The following is a 16,383-nucleotide window of genomic DNA, read 5'->3' as shown; positions in this document are numbered from 1 at the left end:
TTCGTAAAACAGCGCCGCTTGTGCCTCCTGCTTTGGTCCCATCATCGCCAAATCCCCCAATCAATAAAGGAATTGAATCAGCGATTACCACTTCGATCAAGCAAGAGTTTTTCAACACAATCAGCCCAAAACCGACGCCTGCCCGTGGGTTTCTGACACGCGGTCCTTTGCCGACCTAAAGCGAGGTTTTGGCAAGCCTCGGCCCAAAGGGCATAAATTTTCGCATCGTCATGGAACTGTTGCGGGATTTTGGTTTTTTACTCGTATGAAAGATCGTTTTGATCCCTTGATTGCGGACCGCGCCCCGTGGCTTTTCGCCGATAAACCGCATGCGCGTGTCGCACGAGAGGCGTTGACCGGGCTTTTGAGCTACGGACACACACTCGAACTGGCCGAACAGTTCGAGCATCAGACAACCCCGCACATCATGGCGGAAATGGGTCGCCAACTGGCGCAAGATGTCGAGGTCTCGGGGCTTGAGAACATTCCCCGCCACGGACCGGCCTTGATCGTGGCCAATCACCCGACCGGCATTGCAGACGGGATCATCCTGCATCACCTGATCGCCGGCGTCCGGCCTGATCTGTTCTTCTACGCCAATGGCGATATCCTCAAAGTATTACCGCAGATGGAGGATATGATCGTCCCGGTCGAGTGGAAGCCTGAGCGGCGGTCGCTGAAAAAGACCCGGCTGACGATGTCGCTGACCCGCACGGCGATTGAAGAGGATCGGCTGGGCGTGATCTTTCCGTCGGGACGGCTGGCCAAAAGACGAGGGCTGAAATTGCATGAGCGGCCCTGGATGCCCTCTGCCGCGATGATTGCGCGCAAGTTTGAATTGCCCGTTATCCCGATCAACATTCGCGCGCGCAACTCGGTGCTGTTCTATCTTTTCGATCTACTGCACCCGACCTTGCGCGATATCACCCTGTTCCATGAGACCCTGAACAAGGATCGTCAGCCCTTCCGCCTCACTGTCGGGGAGCCAATTTCCGGTGCCAGCCTACCGACACAATCCGAAGACGGCATCGACATCCTGCGCCGTGCGACGCTGGCTTTAGGCGGTGAACATGCGCCTGCTGTGTCCTTGGTCGACAGCAGCCGCAAGCCAGCTTGGGTCTAGGGCATCCGTTTTTAACTGGAAAATCCGCAAGCACCGCGCTAGGCCATCGCTCAAGCGTCCCCTTAGCTCAGCTGGATAGAGCAGCCGACTTCTAATCGGCAGGTCGAGGGTTCGAATCCTTCAGGGGACGCCAAAGTCAATTCGAGCAGCGAAATGACAGTGCCGATAGGTGTTTGGAACAAACACCGTAAGACCTTTAGTCAATTGCCCTAATGCGTCCACGTCCCACGCCGGTTCGTCGCGAAGTTATCGCCATACCCGCCGGGCCGGATGTTCACTTTGCGCTTTTTCGGCTCTTGAACAATCGCTTCGATATTATGCTCTTTGGCGTAATCCAGCGCGGCTTCCTTGCTGTCGAACTGCAAGCGCACTTGCGATTGCGTGTCATCAGACGACGTCCACCCCATCAACGGATCAACCTCCCGCTTGGACGCAGGGGCATATTCCAGAACCCAATGATGGGTCTTGGCCGTGCCAGACGACATGGCAGTTTTCGCAGGTTGGTAAATGCGTGCACGCATAGCAGGCTTCCTTTGCGGTTGGCATTGATAAACCACAGGCAATGCGTCTCTCGCAAGAGGACAAAAAGCACAATTTCCAGAGCGTTTTGCAAGAAGATTGGCTGCCGACCAGTCCACGAGGGAGCGAGGGGTGGGTGGGTGTGTGACCCGGTCGGCAACCAATTCTGCTGCTTGCCTTTATTTTGTAACAATTCGAGGTTTTTTCTGGCAATAAAAAAACAAGCCCGCTGATTCAACCCTGACAAGTTGACAGTCAACTTGGCCCTTAAGCCGCTGATAAATATATTTTATTTGGGCCGTCTGACACAGTGCGACAAATAGGTGGCAGCAATGGGACGCCATCCCGTGAACATGGCTTGAAGTAGAACAAAAACAGATCAAATTAGAGGGATCAGCAAAGGAATCGATATGAATACGCCCGTTCTGCAAAACCCTGCCCCCGATGTGCGCGACCGCCCCAAGCTGGAAGGCGGCATCGCATTTCGCATGCAGACAGAGTTTAGCGCCGCTGGCGACCAACCCACCGCAATCGCGGAGCTGACAGAAGGCGTGAACACGGGCGAGCGCGATCAGGTTCTTCTTGGCGCGACCGGCACCGGCAAGACATTTACGATGGCGAAAGTGATTGAGGAAACCCAACGCCCGGCGATCATCCTTGCCCCGAACAAAACGCTCGCCGCCCAGCTTTATGGCGAGTTCAAGGGCTTCTTCCCCGACAACGCAGTCGAGTATTTCGTCAGCTATTATGACTATTACCAGCCCGAGGCCTACGTCGCGCGCTCGGACACGTATATCGAGAAAGAGAGCCAGATTAACGAGCAGATCGACCGCATGCGCCACTCGGCCACCCGCGCGCTGCTGGAACGGGACGATGTGATTATCGTGGCCTCGGTCTCGTGCATCTATGGTATTGGCTCGGTCGAGACCTACGGCGCGATGACTCAGGATTTGGCGGCAGGCAAGATGTATGACCAGCGTCAGATCATGGCTGATCTGATCGCCCAGCAATATCGCCGCAACGATCAGGCGTTCCAGCGCGGCTCGTTCCGGGTGCGCGGCGACAGTCTTGAGATTTGGCCCGCCCACTTGGATGACCGCGCCTGGAAGCTGTCTTTCTTTGGGGAAGAACTGGAAGGGATTACTGAATTTGACCCTCTCACGGGGCAGAAAACCGACACGTTCGACAAGATCCGGATCTACGCCAATAGCCACTATGTGACGCCGAAACCGACGATGCAGCAGGCCGTGGTGAACATCAAAAAAGAGCTGAAAACGCGGCTGGATCAGCTGGTCAATGAAGGCAAACTGCTGGAAGCCCAGCGCCTTGAGCAGCGCACCAACTTCGATATCGAGATGCTGGAAGCCACCGGCGTCTGCAACGGCATCGAGAACTACTCGCGCTATCTGACGGGTCGCGCGCCGGGGGAGCCGCCCCCCACCCTGTTCGAATTCATCCCCGACCATGCCATTGTTTTCGCCGACGAATCCCACGTCTCGGTTCCGCAAATCGGCGGCATGTATAAGGGCGACTATCGGCGCAAGTTCACGCTGGCCGAACATGGCTTCCGCCTGCCCTCCTGCATGGATAACCGCCCCCTGAAATTCGAGGAATGGGACGCCATGCGCCCGCAATCGGTCTTCGTCTCCGCCACCCCCGCCGCGTGGGAGATCGAGCAATCCGGCGGCGTCTTCGTCGAACAGGTCATCCGCCCCACGGGTCTGCTGGACCCGGAGGTCGAGATCAGACCGGTCGAGACGCAAGTCGATGACCTACTGGACGAAATCCGCAAGGTGACCGCCGATGGCTACCGCACGCTTGTCACAACGCTGACCAAACGCATGGCCGAAGACCTGACCGAATACATGCACGAACAGGGCATCAAGGTCCGCTACATGCACTCCGATATCGACACAATCGAACGGATCGAGATTCTGCGCGACCTGCGGCTTGGTGCCTTCGATGTGCTGATCGGTATTAACCTTCTCCGCGAGGGGCTCGACATCCCCGAATGTGGCCTCGTCGCCATTCTGGACGCCGACAAGGAAGGCTTCCTTCGGTCCGAAACATCGCTCGTGCAAACCATCGGTCGTGCCGCGCGAAATGCCGAAGGCCGGGTCATCATGTATGCCGATAAGATCACCGGCAGCATGGAGCGCGCTTTGGGTGAAACCAACCGTCGCCGCGCCAAGCAGATCGCCTATAATGAGGAACACGGGATCACGCCGGAAACGGTGAAAAAGAACGTCGAAGACGTGTTGGCAGGTCTCTACAAAGGCGATGTGGACATGAACCGCGTCACCGCCAAGGTCGACAAACCAATGGCTGGGGCCAATCTGCAGGCCCATCTGGACGGGCTGCGCGACCAGATGCGCAAAGCCGCCGAGAACCTTGAGTTCGAAGAGGCCGCCCGCCTACGCGACGAGGTCAAGCGGTTGGAAACCGTTGACCTGACCGTCTCAGACGATCCGATGGCGCGCCAATACGCGGTCGAGAAAGCGGTGGATGACGCCCAGAAAGCCGCAGGTCGCTCAACCGCCGGTCGCCCGGGTCAGCGCGGCGGTGTGAAACGGCGCAAGAAGCGGGGCGGTTAAGCGCCCCGCCTGCCCGACCTCAGAAGTCGAAGATTTCGCCCAAAAGAGACCCCGGTCCCTTTTTCTTCTTGCGATACCCGCGGTCGTCCCGGCGATAATCGCGATCCCCACCTCGATAGTCGTCATCATAGCTTTGACGCCCGGCGGGCGGTGGCGGTGGTGTGGGCGCGGCAGAGCGTTCAATGATCTTGTCCAATTCGCCCCGATCCAGCCAGACACCTCGACATTGCGGACAATAGTCGATCTCGACCCCGCTGCGATCCGTCATCACCAGTTGCGTTCCGTCAATTGGACATTGCATCATGCGCTCCCTTGGGTTGTTGCCCTTTGGATATGGAGATTGTCCGTCACAAAACAAGCGAACACCTCGGAAAGCCGCCACTCCTTCAAACTCTTGCCGCAATTGCAAAGCAACCTCTGGGTGAATTGAATGGATCTGGGGACTGGAATGCGGATCAGGCTTCTATTGGCGGATGTCTTTGCGATTTTGTTGGGCTTGTTCGGTTTTGTCGCGACCTACAGCTTGATGGCCCTCGACTGCTCATGCAGTGCGATGAACTATATCGGCGCGATGATCCTCTTTGTTCCCGCAACGGTGTTTCTGTTGCCATCAGCGCATGAAACCGTCTTGCGGTGGTCCTTCTCATGGCTCACGCGTATACCTTTCTTCTTGGTCGCCGCAGGTTGGAGCTTCATGTGTGCGGCCATGCTTCTTATTCTGAAAGATACCCCAATTCCTTTTCCCGGATGGAGCTTTTTATCCAGCAATGCTGGCGTGATATGGCTGGTGATGATGGTGCTGCTGATCTTCAACCATCTGCTGCCCGGCGCATCATATGATCTGCTGCGCGAGAAAAAGGCGGTGATCGAAAACGGCGATCATGAATACCGCGCCACGCGTATTCCACCAACGGCCTCTTCAACAGAGCAACACCCGCCATCAGACTTGCTGAAAAGAGATGAAAAGCGCCGCTTTGCTCTCAATAAGAAGATACTGCCATACCTGCTTCTGCTTACGGCCCCGATAACGTTCTTGATGTTTGGCCATTTATATATGCCCACCATTCCATCAATCGTATATGCAGAAATTTACGCAGAGCGCGCATTTTATGCCTTTGTGGCAGGCTTCGTTCTTTCTCTGTGTGTCTTGGTCGAAATCCGCATTTTTGATGCGTCTGGCCAGCCAACCAAACTCCCCGCACGCTGGTATTTGATGCGTTCACCGCTCGCACTTCTCGGCGGAGTGGTGGTTTGGTTTGCAAGCTTCTCTGCAATCCCTGTCGCCGCCAATATCGTCTTGAGCGGCGAACAATACGAGGCGACCTATACGATCAAGGACATCAGCTACGATAACCGCTGCACTCATCAGACGGAGGTTTACGTCACCGACGTGAAGTCCCTGTGGGACAGCTACGAGTTCTGCCTAAAAGACCACGCGCTGGCCAAACGTCTGTCCACCGGCGATCAGATCAAGATCACCGGCAAAAAGACGTGGTTCGGCCAGTCCGTTGACAGGGTTGAGCACCACTCGGATTAACGGATCACATGCACGGCACATTGGGCGTGGCGCACAACCCGCGCCGCGGTGGAACCAAGGAAGTAGTCCTGCAGCCCCGGACGGTGCGATGCGATCACGATGCAATCGGCGTGTTTCTTTTCGGCCTGCTCCAGGATCGTGCGGCCCGAATGTCCGGTCACGACAAGCACCTGAACGTCATCAGCGCGCCCGACCGCATCCTTGAGGCTTTCCTCAATATCCAGATGCGCCTGCGCGATTTGGGTTTCCGTCAGATATTCGGTCGCATATTTCGGCAAAGCCTCGACAACATGCATTGCAGTGATCGTGCCGCCTTCGGCGCAGATCGCGCGGGCGATCTCCAGCGCTTGGCCCGTGTCGCGGTCATGATCGAATGCAACCGGCACGATGATGTTGGAATATAGCATGGACGTATGTCTCCCTTCGTGACTTGAGACCTTGGTGCCATGCCAGATTGCACACCGCTTTGATTTAAATCAGCGTTGCAAGCGTTAAGCATCCTTAACCGCCCGTTTACCATTTTCAGCGACATCTTGGTGAATGCGCCTGGCGATACTTCTCTTGCTGCTTGTGTGGCCGTCCCTCAGCGTCGCGGGCGCATGGCCGCGCGAAAAGGGCAGTGTGTTTCTGTCCTTTTCAACGACAACACGCCCCAGTCCGCAAACCCATGCGACCCAGATCGAAGAACTCGCGCACAGTGCCGAGAACAGCCTTTATGCGGAATACGGGCTCACCCCGCGTGTTACACTTGGCTTTGACGGCATGATGACCGACAGCGTCTCCTACGGGCAGGCGCTGATCTTTGCCCGCGTCGCCTTGGGCGATCAGGGCGCCCGGAACCGCTATGCTGCGAGCTTTGCCATTGGGCAGTTCATCGACACCATCATCGACACCGATCATCTGGAAGCCGAATACACGACGCTCACCCGCCTCGGGCTTCACTACGGGCGCGGTCTGGCACGCGGCTGGGTCGGGGCGGATGCCTTCGCCACGCAAGAGGCAGACGGCACCAGCCTCAAGCTCGATGTCACTTGGGGGCTCAAACCCTGGGACCGCTGGATGTTCATCGCGCAAATGCAGGCCGGACAACCCGCCGAGGGCGACAGCTACACAAACTTCGCCCCTAGTATCGTCTGGAAAATGACCGACCGCGTCAGCCTTGAAGTCGGTGTCATCCAGCCCCTGCAAGGAGAAGGAGAGCCGGCGCTGAAACTGGGCAGCTGGACCGAGTTCTGATCCCTCTTGTCTCCCGCCGCGGTCCCGCTAGCCTTTGGACCAACAAAAGGAGCATCTATGCCTGAGATCAATCCGATCCGCGAAACGACCGACGAGGCCCGCACGCTCGCACGCGGCCTCATCTCCAAAGCCAGGTTTGGCGCGATTGGCGTGATTGATCCGGACACCGCCATGCCGATGGTCAGTCGCATCGCTGTGGGTCAGGCCCCGAATGGCACACCGCTCACGCTGATCAGCGACCTGTCATCCCATACCAAGGCTCTGAAAGCCGATCCACATTGCTCGCTTCTGGTTGGAGAGCCAGAGGAAAAAGGCGACCCGTTGACCCATCCGCGCCTGACGCTGCAATGCAAAGCCCGTTTCATCGCCCATAGCGATGCCGCTTACAAAGAAATGCGCGGCCATTACCTGACCACGCATCCCAAGGCGAAGCTCTATATCGACTTCGCTGACTTTTCTTTCGCGCTGTTCGACGTGCAAGACGCGCATTTGAATGGGGGCTTCGGCAAAGCGTTCCGCCTGACCCCCGCCGATCTTGCCTAGACGGGCGTGTCACAGCGCACGGTGACGTGCACCTCACCGCGGCATGCGTTTTTCCAGGTCAGTTTGATCTGATCCTTGTTCACCCCCTGCTGCAAACGCGCATAGGGGAAGGACCATTCCGTCCCGCTCGCCCCGCTTTCGACCTTTCCATCAGGCACAACTCCCTGAATGCTCTTCACCCGCCCGCCAAAGGGCAGATATGGCGCGCAATCAATCACCCAGACAGATGCATCCGATCCTTCGCCGTGGCGGATCGTGACCGGATTATATGCCGCCTCGGAAATGCCATTGAACGTGTTGCCCGAGAAGGTGATGTTGCGGAAGCGGTTCTTGTCGAGATCGGCAAATGTCGTATCCACGCCTTCTGCCCGCTGAACGCTTCCTCCAACCGAACCGAACGTATTGCCGGTCACGCTAAGCCCGTGCAGGAAATGACCGGTTCCATAAGGCTTCACGACCAGCCACTTGAACCAATTGGCCGTGTTACTGGCCAAGAAGATGTTGCCGGTGATGGTCAACGCACTGAAGCCAAAGCCACTGGTGTAATCGGGTGTCGCATCATGCTCGTTCGTCCACTCAATGAAACAATTATCCACGTAATTGCCGATGATCGTCGTGCGCGCATGCGGGTTGGTCAGGACGATCCCCGCGCGGCGGATCCCATCCGTGGAGGATCCGCCCTGAAAGAAGTGATTGCCCGAAATCAAGTGGTTGAACCCGTTCATCACGGCGAAATGTCCGAACAGAACCACACGGTTGTTGCGCAGTTTGTTGTCGTTCGAGTTCGAGTTCAGCGCGACCGTCGTGCGGTCCTCCACCAGCGATCCCTGCTCGTTTGACAAGAATTGGCAATTGTCGATCAGCATGCCCTGATCGCCCCCGCCGGTCGACGTAATCCCGCGATCCTTCGGACGGTTGATCGTGCATTCATTCAGCCGAAAGATAGAGCCCTCGCGCGGCAGCATAATGCCCGAGCAGCGTCCACTGCATTGAAACTCGACACTTTCGAAGCCAAAGCGGCTTAGCGCCGAGAACCCGCTCATATCAAAGAGGTATTTGAACCGTTTGAATGTATAAGTCTGCACACCTTGCGCATCATAAAGCGGGTTGGAAAGCGTGACCGTCTGCGCGCCCACATCCACCGCGCGCACGTAAATCTCGCGGCCCACGCCTGTGCCTTCGACCAACGCACCTTGGGGGATATTGGCGACATTCACCACATTGGTCAGCCGGGTCGGGTTGCTGGCCGAATAGCTGGCTTGCGAGGTCACAACGTCGGTATCCCAAGCCGTCGTGTCAGCCGCTTCAAGCTGACCATTCCGCACATCGCGCCGGATATGATAGCTTGTCTTGTTGTCCACGACGTCGTGCAGATCAATCGGACCATCAACCGCAATCCGACGCCCGTTCAGATCAAAGCTTTCGTGTCCGGCAGAGTTCAGCAGCGCCTGGAGACCTTTTTTAAAGCCCAGCAGATCGTCGCCAAACGCGTCGCCATAGGTTGCCAGATCAAAGTCCTGGCGCAGTTGAAAGCGAATGTTCTTGGGCATCGTCACCGTGCCTTCAAACTTGATCTGGCTTTCGATGGTGACGTGATTGCCGATGTAATAAACGCCCGCCGGCACCAGCACACGCCGACCATCCGAGGCCGCATCCGCCGCCTCAAAAGCCGCGCTATCATCTGTCGTGCCGTCGCCTTTCGCGCCGTAATCACGCACATCAACCACGTCGATCATGTCACGCAGGAACGCACCTGTTATGTCTTCGATCTGGATGTCGTCAACGCGCACAATGCCGCCATTGGCGCCCGTCAGATCAATCCCGAAATGGCCGTAAATCGGGGCCGTGCCCCAGACCAGATCGACGCCATTGCGATCACCGGTGCCGACGATCGCCGAAATCTCATAGACCTCACCGTAGTCGGTCATCGTGGTGCTGACCGCGGTCTCTGGAACACCCGCGGCATGAGTTCCACCTGCCGCACCGGCCCAACCCGCAATCCGAACGGACGGAAGACTACCGCTGACGCATTTCACGCGTGCGGTGATGCGTAGATAGCATCCGGGCAGGATCGGTGTCTCGCCCATATAGCGGAGCTTGGTGACGGTTGTGGTTTTCTGAAGCTCCAGACACCCACCGAAATCCTGATCTGCCGGGACAAACGCCGCGTTGGCAGCACTCGCATAGGTGTTGGACCCCGGCGTGCCATCCTGGCTCGACCACACATCCAGACCGTTCTCAAATGCGGGCGGTGTCAGCACCAGCCCATCGGTAATCGCTTTGTTCATGAAGACCCCTTTCACCGCATTCGGTGGTTGCTCGACCCCGCGCATCCAAGCGATCCGCAGTCGGGCAAGAGGGGTATCAAGGGAAAGTTAAGCGGCTCTCAAACCACCGTGCGGTCAGGCGCCCAGATCAGGCTGCGGAAGCAATTGCACACCGTTGATCTGCCAATCCCCGTTCACTTGGATCATCTGGTACTCCAGCATGTGCAATGCGCCGCTCTGATCACGGATCATCACTTTCTGAAAAAGCCGTCCGCCCTTCTCGGCAAGCTCCAGATACCGCACATCATCGGGCCGCCAGACCATCGGATAACCACGCTGCACCATCACACCGAAATTCTCCGGTGTGCCGAACATCCCTTGGATCATCGGGCTCGCATAGGAGAACGCCGTATTGAAATCATCCGCGCGAAACGCGTCGATCTGATCTTGGATCGTGCTTTGAATAGCAGGCTCTCGGGCATCTTGCGCATGCCCCCATCCGGCCAGTCCAAAGGCGAAAATTGCGGAAAAAAGCAGTCGGTGCATGGCCGTCTCTCCCAATGGCTATGAGAGAGACGGTAGGCGACAAAGACGCTAGGTCAACTCGCCCGCCAGACCCTTTTCAATCAGCGCCACTGTCTCCTCGATCCCGTAAAGCGCGATGAACCCGCCAAAGCGCGGACCCTGCGAGGCGCCCAGCAGCACCTCGTAGAGCGCCTTGAACCAATCCCGCAGCGGGTCAAACCGCTCGCGACCACAGGCAAAAACAAGGCCTTGCAGCTCTTCGGCATCCGCTGGACCGTCCCAGTCCCGCAGACCTTGCGCCAACTCTTCCAGCGCCTCACGCTCCAGATCCGTCGGCGCACGATAAGTTTTCTCGGGCTTCACGAAATCATTGTAATAGCGCACCGCAAATCCGGCCGCTGCATCCAGATCAGGATGCGTCTCAGCACTCGCCTCAGGTGCGTAGCGCTGGATAAAGCCCCAAAGCTGCGCCTTTTCTTCCGCCCCCGCGACCGAGGCCAGGTTCAACAACATAGAAAACGGTACGACCATGTTCGAGGCGGGCACATTATGCCCGTGAATGTGAAACACCGGATTGCCCAGTTGCTGCTTCAACTCTTGGCCCGGATACCCGCGCAATTGCTGGTGATACTCGTCCACCGCCTTCGGGATCACGTCAAAATACAGCCGCTTGGCCGATTTCGGCTTCTGATACATGAAATACTGCAGGCTTTCTGGTGCCGCATAGGTCAGCCATTCCTCCATCGACAGACCATTGCCCTTCGATTTGGAAATCTTCTGCCCCTGCTCGTCATTGAACAGCTCATATGACAGGCTTTCCGGCGCAGGCTTGCCCAGCGCGCGGCAGATTTTGCTCGATTGCGTGACGCTATCAATCAGGTCCTTGCCCGACATCTCGTAATCCACGCCCAAGGCAGCCCAACGCATCGCCCAATCCGGCTTCCACTGCATCTTCACATTGCCGCCCGTCACCGGGATCTCGACACGCTCGCCATCGGGTTCCTCATAGACAATCGTGCCTTTCGCGACGTTGCGCTCCAGCGTAGGAACCTGCAGCACATGCCCTGTTTTCGGACTGATCGGCAGGAAACACGAATAGGTCGCGCGCCGCTCTTCCCCGAGGGTCGGCAGCATGATTTCCTGAATTTTATCAAAGCGCTCCAACGCGACCAGCAACATCTCATCAAAGCGACCGGACGTGTAATACTCGGTCGAGGATGCAAACTCATACTCAAACCCAAAGCTGTCCAGAAACTCGTTCAGCCGCGCATTGTTATGCTGCGCAAACCCTTCATAAAGCCCGAAAGGATCGCGCACTTTCGTCAGCGGCAAATGAAGGTCTTCCTTCAACTCTTCCTGCATCGGCACGTTGCCCGGCACTTTGCGGAAGCCGTCAAGATCGTCCGAAAAGCAGATCAGCTTGGTCGGGATATCCGACAGAATCTCGAAGGCGCGACGCACCATCGTAGTCCGCGCAACCTCCCCAAAGGTCCCGATATGCGGCAAGCCAGAAGGCCCGTACCCTGTCTGAAACAGCACATACCCCTTCTCGGGGTCCTTCTTGGCATAGCGTTTGAGAACCCGGCGCGCCTCTTCAAAGGGCCACGCCTTTGATTGCATTGCTTCATCGCGCAAATTCGACATCTCGGATCACTTTCGCTGACATGCGGCCCTTGCCGCCGTTTCTCGGCACTCTCCCTATTGCTGGCCTGCTCAGAGGTCAATAAAGTCCGATCAACCGCAACAGGAGTCCCCCTTGCCCGATCTACCGCATGCCCTCACTGCTCAGGATGGCCTTGCCGCCATCATGATCGCGATCTCAGCGTCCGATGAGAATATCCGAACATCCGAGCTTGTGAAAATTACAAATGCAGTCAACCACTTACCTATCTTCGCAGGGTACGACGCTGACCGGCTGCAGACCATCAGTCAAACGGTCTTTGACCTGTTCGAGCAGGAAGAAGGTCTAGACGCGCTCTTTGGCCTGATCCGCGATGTGCTTCCCGCGCAACTTTACGAAACGGCCTACGCACTGGCCTGTGATGTGGCCGTCGCCGACGGCACCCTTGCCGAGACAGAACTGCGCCTGCTTGAAGAAATCCGCTACGAGTTGAACATCGACCGTCTGCACGCCGCTGCGATCGAACGCGGCTCGCGTGCCCGGCACATGACGCTTTAAGCTCCGGAATTAAGCCCCGTAAAGCTGCCCCCACCGCCGCAGCAGCCGCTGTTGCAAGCGCTTCGCGCGCCCATTATAGGTGCGCGCCCCGCGGGGCCGGTCCCCGTTGGCATTTGCCGTCTTCTTGCGCAACGGAACGTCCGCACAGAAAATCGCAAAAGCCAGATCCGTGCCATCGGGCGCACGCTGATACCCGGCCAAAGAGGACACAAAGTGCAAAGTCCCGGTCTTGGCGCGCACTTTGTTCGGATCCCCTTTGATGACCTGATACTCTGCATTGCGCATCGGAATGTCTTTCATCAGGCTCGCAAGCCGCCCCTGCGGTCCCAGAGCGACCAGCGTCTTGACCATATCGGCCGCCGTGATGCGCGAGGCGTCCCCAAGGCCCGAATGATCCACCAGTTCGGCGCGCACTCCGAACCGGGACCGCGCCCAACGGTTCATCTCGGACGCTGACGCGCGCAGGCCGGACACTTGGCCTTTACGTTTTATCGTGGCCGTCATCCCCACAACCTCGGCGGTGATATTGGTCGAGTATTTCAGCATATCGCGCACGAGAATTCGCAAAGGCGGGCTGTCGCGTTGCACCAGAACCGTCCCGGACGGTTTGCGACTACCTGCTTGCGCCGCAGGCAGGACAATTCCATGACTCCGTGCCAATGTGCGAAACACATCCCCGATATAAAGCTCAGGCTTGCGCACTGGCAGCCAGCGCGCACCGCCATTACCCAGCGCCCGGCTTGCAACACGCCACCGGTCCACATTCCCGCCATCGCGGTAATCAAAGACCGGTGTCGAGCGCTCAGCAACGCTGATCTGCGCCATCGCCACCTGAGGCTGATACCGCCTGGCCCGCGCATCCATGGTCAGGTTCCAGGCCCCACCGGAGCGCTTCCACTGAAAATGCACCCGGTTGAAGTTCAACACCGCGCCGCTGATCGTCGGGTTATAACCAAAGTGGTCCTGTTGGGACTTGTCGATCTTGTCGACCCGCGGCAGCGCGCCGCCATAGACCAGAAACTTACCGCGCACTTCGCGGATGCCCCGCGCTTTCAGTTGTGCGGCCATTTCGCCCAGATGATCGGTATTCAAAACAGGATCACCGCCAGCGGCGAAGATCAAATCACCACTCAGAATGCCGCCCGAAACAGACCCACGCGCGAAAATACGCGTCTTGAATGTGAATTCCGATCCAAGCGTCTCCAGCGCGTAGGCACCTGTCATCGCCTTGGCGACGCTCGCGGGCGGCAAACTGGCTGACGCGCCCACGCTCTCCAGAACCAGCCCGGTCTTTGCGTCTGCCACGACGAAACCCACAGCGCCTGATAGCCCGGCCTCGGCCAAAATTCGTTCTGTGCTCTTGGGCCTGCGCGCAACAGACCCGCCGCCGGCCCCGCGCGGGCTTGGCCTGTCGGATCGTGCAGGTGCACCTGCAAAGGCGGGCGCTGCCACACCAGACAGCAAAGCGGCCACAAATCCGCGACGATTGAAACGCATCCCCATGGCCCCAGTTAAGCGCAGCACCGCGCGGCGCTCAACCGCCCATTTGCGCTTTCGCGCCGCAAATCCGCGTGATAGCGCCGCATTCATGTGGAAGCCCGTTGCCTTGATGTTTGTCGCAATGTCGTTCATCCCGATGGGGGACACGGCGGGCAAGCTGCTGGTTGCTCAAAACAGCGTCGCCCCGATTTATGTCGCCTGGACCCGGTTCGTGGTCGGCGCCGTGCTTGTGCTGCCTTTCATTCCCGCGGGCACATGGCCGCTTTTGAAAGACTGGCGCGTCTGGTTCCGGGCGCTATTGCTGACCGGCGGGATCACCTCGATCCTCACCGCCCTGCAAACAGAACCCATCGCCAATGTCTTCGGAGCCTTCTTCATCGGCCCGATCCTCAGCTTCTTCCTGTCCAGCTGGCTTTTGCGCGAACCGATCACGCGGACACAAACGCTGCTGCTTTTCCTCGGCTTCACAGGCGTCTTGTTGGTCGTTAAACCGGGCTTTGGCATGACGACAGGCCTCGCTTTCGCGGTCCTCGCCGGATGCTTCTACGGCGCGTTTCTCACAGCCTCAAAATGGCTCGCCCAGACAGCTCGCCCGCGATCGCTGCTCTTCACCCAGCTTGCCATCAGCGCGGTAGTCACCCTGCCTTTCGGCCTGCAAGCGCTGCCTCCAATCTCCGCTGAAATCGCAGCACTGACCTTCGCCTCCGGCCTCTGCTCAATGCTCGGCAATCTGCTTTTGATCGTCGCCTACCGCATGGCGCCCAGCACGAAACTGGCCCCGTTCGTCTACTTCCAGCTCATCGCAGCCACATCCTTGGGATGGCTCGTCTTTCAAGACCTGCCCGACACGCTGACCTTCGTGGGTCTCGCCTTGCTGATCGGGTCCGGCTTTGCCTCCCTGATCCGCAAAAGGACTTATCCCCAGTTCCCCTGAGCCCGGATCGCCGTAGACGACAAATCCACCATCGGCACGTTGATAAAGCACCACGCGGGCGCCTCTGCATAGGCAAGCAGTTGAGAGGCCCGCCCCGACAATCGCGCCCCCTCAAACACCTGCGCGGCTTTCGATGTACGCGCCACAAGCCGGTCTCCGGGCCGCGCCAGAACACCCACCGGCACCGTGCGCATGATCCAGCGCCACTGCTGCCAGCGATGAAACTGCGCAAGGTTATCGGCCCCCATCAGCCAGACGAACCGAACACCGGGATAGGCCAACCGCAACGCGACAATCGTCTCTGCCGTATACCGCGTCCCGGCACGCGCCTCGAAATCCGTAATGCGCACCCGTGGATGCTGCATCAGCCTTCGACAGGCCGCCAGCCGATCCTCCAAAGGCGCAGGTCCATGCGATTTCAACGGGTTGCCGGGTGACACCAACCACCACACCTGATCCAGACCGAAGCGCCGCAAAGCCTGTCGCGTGATATTCACATGCCCTGCATGCGGCGGATCGAACGATCCTCCCAGCAGCCCAACCGTCTGCCCTGCCCGCGCCATCGGCAAGCCTTCGCGCATCTCAATTCCCTTTCGCGCGACATCCCGCCAGTTACCTAAACGGTGTGCCTTTTGCTGCTGGGCAAGCCAAAAGCTGCCGCCTAGCGTAGGTATATGGTTTGGACGGTCCACTACCTGAACGCAAGAGCCGCGCTGGATCCCGTCCTGCCGCAGATTAATCGCACACTGGTCGCGACCGAAGAACGCTTGGCGAAGGTTGTGACCCTGCCGCGCCTCGATCTGGTCGTCCAAGCCACCCCGGGTTTTGGCATTCCACAGCTTGGACATGTTGGACATGCGCCGCGCGCGGGCGTCATCATCCTGAGTTTTGATCCGGAAAATCCCAACATGCGGCGCAATCTCGACGGGCCTTTGTCACGCATGATTGCGCACGAAATACACCACGCCTTGCGGTGGGACGCTGCCCATTATGGACGCACTTTAGGCGAAGCTCTGGTTAGCGAGGGCTTGGCGGGGCAGTTCGTTCGCGAAGTATACGGCACCGAACCCGAACCGTGGGAATGCGCCATCGACGACAGCCTAATCCCAACGCTTGCGGGTGCGGCCCTGCGCGAATGGGCAGACCCGGAATATGACCACGCCCGCTGGTTCTTTGGCTCGGGGCACTTGCCCAATTGGGCCGGTTATTCCCTTGGCTACGCAATGGCACATCTGTGGCTCGCAGGGACACAAGGCGCGCGTGCTTCTACCGCAGCCGACACACCAGCAGACGCACTTTTACCCGCGCTGACAGCGCTCGCGCGCGAAGAGCAAATGATGCGCCCTGTCTTCCGCCGCCGCTCCACCTGATTGCCCTTACCGGGACGCCCCGCTATCTAAGGCCGAACAGCGACACGCGAGCGGAG

The 16,383-nt window shown here is 58.3% G+C and carries 16 protein-coding genes and 1 tRNA gene; 9 read left to right on the top strand and 8 right to left on the bottom strand.

Annotation, left to right across the window (positions count from 1 at the left end):
* Positions 1–265: 265 nt before the first annotated feature.
* On the top strand, positions 266–1,123 hold the full coding sequence (locus KUW67_RS16130; protein ID WP_224826357.1) for a lysophospholipid acyltransferase family protein: 858 nt from the start codon (positions 266–268) through the stop codon (positions 1,121–1,123).
* A gap of 56 nt (positions 1,124–1,179) precedes the next feature.
* Positions 1,180–1,256 (top strand) — tRNA-Arg (locus KUW67_RS16125).
* A gap of 76 nt (positions 1,257–1,332) precedes the next feature.
* Here KUW67_RS16125 and KUW67_RS16120 read toward each other — a convergent pair.
* Positions 1,333–1,644, bottom strand: a complete 312-nt coding sequence (locus KUW67_RS16120) for an ETC complex I subunit (protein WP_224826356.1) — start codon at positions 1,642–1,644, stop codon at positions 1,333–1,335.
* Positions 1,645–2,052: 408 nt separating this feature from the next.
* Between KUW67_RS16120 and uvrB the strand changes: the two genes are divergently transcribed.
* Complete coding sequence (gene uvrB / locus KUW67_RS16115; protein ID WP_304522398.1) at positions 2,053–4,236, top strand: excinuclease ABC subunit UvrB; 2,184 nt, start codon at positions 2,053–2,055, stop codon at positions 4,234–4,236.
* A 19-nt stretch (positions 4,237–4,255) separates the two neighbouring features.
* On the opposite strand, the gene KUW67_RS16110 is transcribed toward uvrB, so the two are convergent.
* The gene (locus KUW67_RS16110) at positions 4,256–4,537 is read right to left on the bottom strand and encodes a zf-TFIIB domain-containing protein (protein WP_224826355.1); all 282 of its coding nucleotides are present in this window, start codon (positions 4,535–4,537) and stop codon (positions 4,256–4,258) included.
* Between the two features lie 129 nt (positions 4,538–4,666).
* Between KUW67_RS16110 and KUW67_RS16105 the strand changes: the two genes are divergently transcribed.
* A complete protein-coding gene (locus KUW67_RS16105; RefSeq protein ID WP_224826354.1) occupies positions 4,667–5,773 on the top strand; it encodes a hypothetical protein in 1,107 nt (368 codons plus the stop codon).
* On the opposite strand, the gene KUW67_RS16100 is transcribed toward KUW67_RS16105, so the two are convergent.
* Positions 5,770–6,180 carry a universal stress protein gene (locus KUW67_RS16100; protein WP_224826353.1) on the bottom strand — a complete coding sequence of 137 codons (411 nt, stop codon included), beginning with the start codon at positions 6,178–6,180 and terminating at the stop codon, positions 5,770–5,772. The two genes, KUW67_RS16105 and KUW67_RS16100, sit on opposite strands and share 4 nt — an antisense overlap.
* A 133-nt stretch (positions 6,181–6,313) precedes the next feature.
* On the opposite strand from KUW67_RS16100, the gene KUW67_RS16095 reads away from it, so the two are divergent.
* Together KUW67_RS16095 and KUW67_RS16090 are read left to right on the top strand one after the other, a co-directional pair.
* Positions 6,314–7,009: a hypothetical protein gene (locus tag KUW67_RS16095; protein WP_224826352.1), complete on the top strand. Its 696-nt coding sequence runs from the start codon at positions 6,314–6,316 to the stop codon at positions 7,007–7,009.
* A gap of 57 nt (positions 7,010–7,066) precedes the next feature.
* Positions 7,067–7,552, top strand: coding sequence for a HugZ family protein (locus KUW67_RS16090; RefSeq protein WP_224826351.1), 486 nt, complete (start codon positions 7,067–7,069; stop codon positions 7,550–7,552).
* Here the strand turns inward: KUW67_RS16090 and KUW67_RS16085 are convergent.
* The 3 genes from KUW67_RS16085 to KUW67_RS16075 all read right to left on the bottom strand — a co-directional run bounded on the left by KUW67_RS16085 (position 7,549) and on the right by KUW67_RS16075 (position 11,988).
* On the bottom strand, positions 7,549–9,840 hold the full coding sequence (locus KUW67_RS16085) for a glycosyl hydrolase family 28-related protein (RefSeq protein ID WP_224826350.1): 2,292 nt from the start codon (positions 9,838–9,840) through the stop codon (positions 7,549–7,551). The genes KUW67_RS16090 and KUW67_RS16085 overlap by 4 nt on opposite strands.
* A gap of 114 nt (positions 9,841–9,954) precedes the next feature.
* Positions 9,955–10,365, bottom strand: coding sequence for a DUF4864 domain-containing protein (locus KUW67_RS16080; protein ID WP_224826349.1), 411 nt, complete (start codon positions 10,363–10,365; stop codon positions 9,955–9,957).
* A gap of 48 nt (positions 10,366–10,413) precedes the next feature.
* Entirely contained in the window at positions 10,414–11,988 is a 1,575-nt protein-coding gene (locus KUW67_RS16075; RefSeq protein ID WP_224826348.1) for a lysine--tRNA ligase, read from the bottom strand.
* Positions 11,989–12,100: 112 nt separating this feature from the next.
* Here KUW67_RS16075 and KUW67_RS16070 point away from each other — a divergent pair, with 112 nt between their 5' ends.
* Complete coding sequence (locus KUW67_RS16070) at positions 12,101–12,523, top strand: tellurite resistance TerB family protein (RefSeq protein WP_224826347.1); 423 nt, start codon at positions 12,101–12,103, stop codon at positions 12,521–12,523.
* Between the two features lie 9 nt (positions 12,524–12,532).
* Here KUW67_RS16070 and dacB read toward each other — a convergent pair whose 3' ends face one another.
* Entirely contained in the window at positions 12,533–14,020 is a 1,488-nt protein-coding gene (dacB, locus tag KUW67_RS16065; protein ID WP_370635018.1) for a D-alanyl-D-alanine carboxypeptidase/D-alanyl-D-alanine-endopeptidase, read from the bottom strand.
* 4 nt (positions 14,021–14,024) lie between these two features.
* On the opposite strand from dacB, the gene KUW67_RS16060 reads away from it, so the two are divergent.
* Positions 14,025–14,957, top strand: coding sequence for a DMT family transporter (locus KUW67_RS16060; RefSeq protein WP_370635017.1), 933 nt, complete (start codon positions 14,025–14,027; stop codon positions 14,955–14,957).
* Here KUW67_RS16060 and KUW67_RS16055 read toward each other — a convergent pair.
* Complete coding sequence (locus tag KUW67_RS16055; RefSeq protein ID WP_224826345.1) at positions 14,939–15,538, bottom strand: nicotinate-nucleotide adenylyltransferase; 600 nt, start codon at positions 15,536–15,538, stop codon at positions 14,939–14,941. The two genes, KUW67_RS16060 and KUW67_RS16055, sit on opposite strands and share 19 nt — an antisense overlap.
* A gap of 93 nt (positions 15,539–15,631) precedes the next feature.
* Here KUW67_RS16055 and KUW67_RS16050 point away from each other — a divergent pair, with 93 nt between their 5' ends.
* On the top strand, positions 15,632–16,327 hold the full coding sequence (locus KUW67_RS16050; RefSeq protein WP_224826344.1) for a DUF2268 domain-containing putative Zn-dependent protease: 696 nt from the start codon (positions 15,632–15,634) through the stop codon (positions 16,325–16,327).
* The last annotated feature ends 56 nt before the right edge of the window (positions 16,328–16,383 follow it).

The sequence above is a fragment of the Cognatishimia sp. MH4019 genome (assembly GCF_020177595.1).
Lineage (GTDB): Bacteria > Pseudomonadota > Alphaproteobacteria > Rhodobacterales > Rhodobacteraceae > JAHTBL01.
This window is presented reverse-complemented; position numbering and strand designations above follow the sequence as displayed.

Coding starts and splice junctions, on each gene's coding strand:
- KUW67_RS16130 (WP_224826357.1), top strand. CDS start 266: ATGAAAGATCGTTTTGATCCCTTGATTGCGGACCGCGCCCCGTGGCTT.
- KUW67_RS16120 (WP_224826356.1), bottom strand. CDS start 1,644: ATGCGTGCACGCATTTACCAACCTGCGAAAACTGCCATGTCGTCTGGC.
- uvrB (WP_304522398.1), top strand. CDS start 2,053: ATGAATACGCCCGTTCTGCAAAACCCTGCCCCCGATGTGCGCGACCGC.
- KUW67_RS16110 (WP_224826355.1), bottom strand. CDS start 4,537: ATGCAATGTCCAATTGACGGAACGCAACTGGTGATGACGGATCGCAGC.
- KUW67_RS16105 (WP_224826354.1), top strand. CDS start 4,667: ATGGATCTGGGGACTGGAATGCGGATCAGGCTTCTATTGGCGGATGTC.
- KUW67_RS16100 (WP_224826353.1), bottom strand. CDS start 6,180: ATGCTATATTCCAACATCATCGTGCCGGTTGCATTCGATCATGACCGC.
- KUW67_RS16095 (WP_224826352.1), top strand. CDS start 6,314: ATGCGCCTGGCGATACTTCTCTTGCTGCTTGTGTGGCCGTCCCTCAGC.
- KUW67_RS16090 (WP_224826351.1), top strand. CDS start 7,067: ATGCCTGAGATCAATCCGATCCGCGAAACGACCGACGAGGCCCGCACG.
- KUW67_RS16085 (WP_224826350.1), bottom strand. CDS start 9,840: ATGAACAAAGCGATTACCGATGGGCTGGTGCTGACACCGCCCGCATTT.
- KUW67_RS16080 (WP_224826349.1), bottom strand. CDS start 10,365: ATGCACCGACTGCTTTTTTCCGCAATTTTCGCCTTTGGACTGGCCGGA.
- KUW67_RS16075 (WP_224826348.1), bottom strand. CDS start 11,988: ATGTCGAATTTGCGCGATGAAGCAATGCAATCAAAGGCGTGGCCCTTT.
- dacB (WP_370635018.1), bottom strand. CDS start 14,020: ATGCGTTTCAATCGTCGCGGATTTGTGGCCGCTTTGCTGTCTGGTGTG.
- KUW67_RS16060 (WP_370635017.1), top strand. CDS start 14,025: ATGGCCCCAGTTAAGCGCAGCACCGCGCGGCGCTCAACCGCCCATTTG.
- KUW67_RS16055 (WP_224826345.1), bottom strand. CDS start 15,538: ATGCGCGAAGGCTTGCCGATGGCGCGGGCAGGGCAGACGGTTGGGCTG.
- KUW67_RS16050 (WP_224826344.1), top strand. CDS start 15,632: ATGGTTTGGACGGTCCACTACCTGAACGCAAGAGCCGCGCTGGATCCC.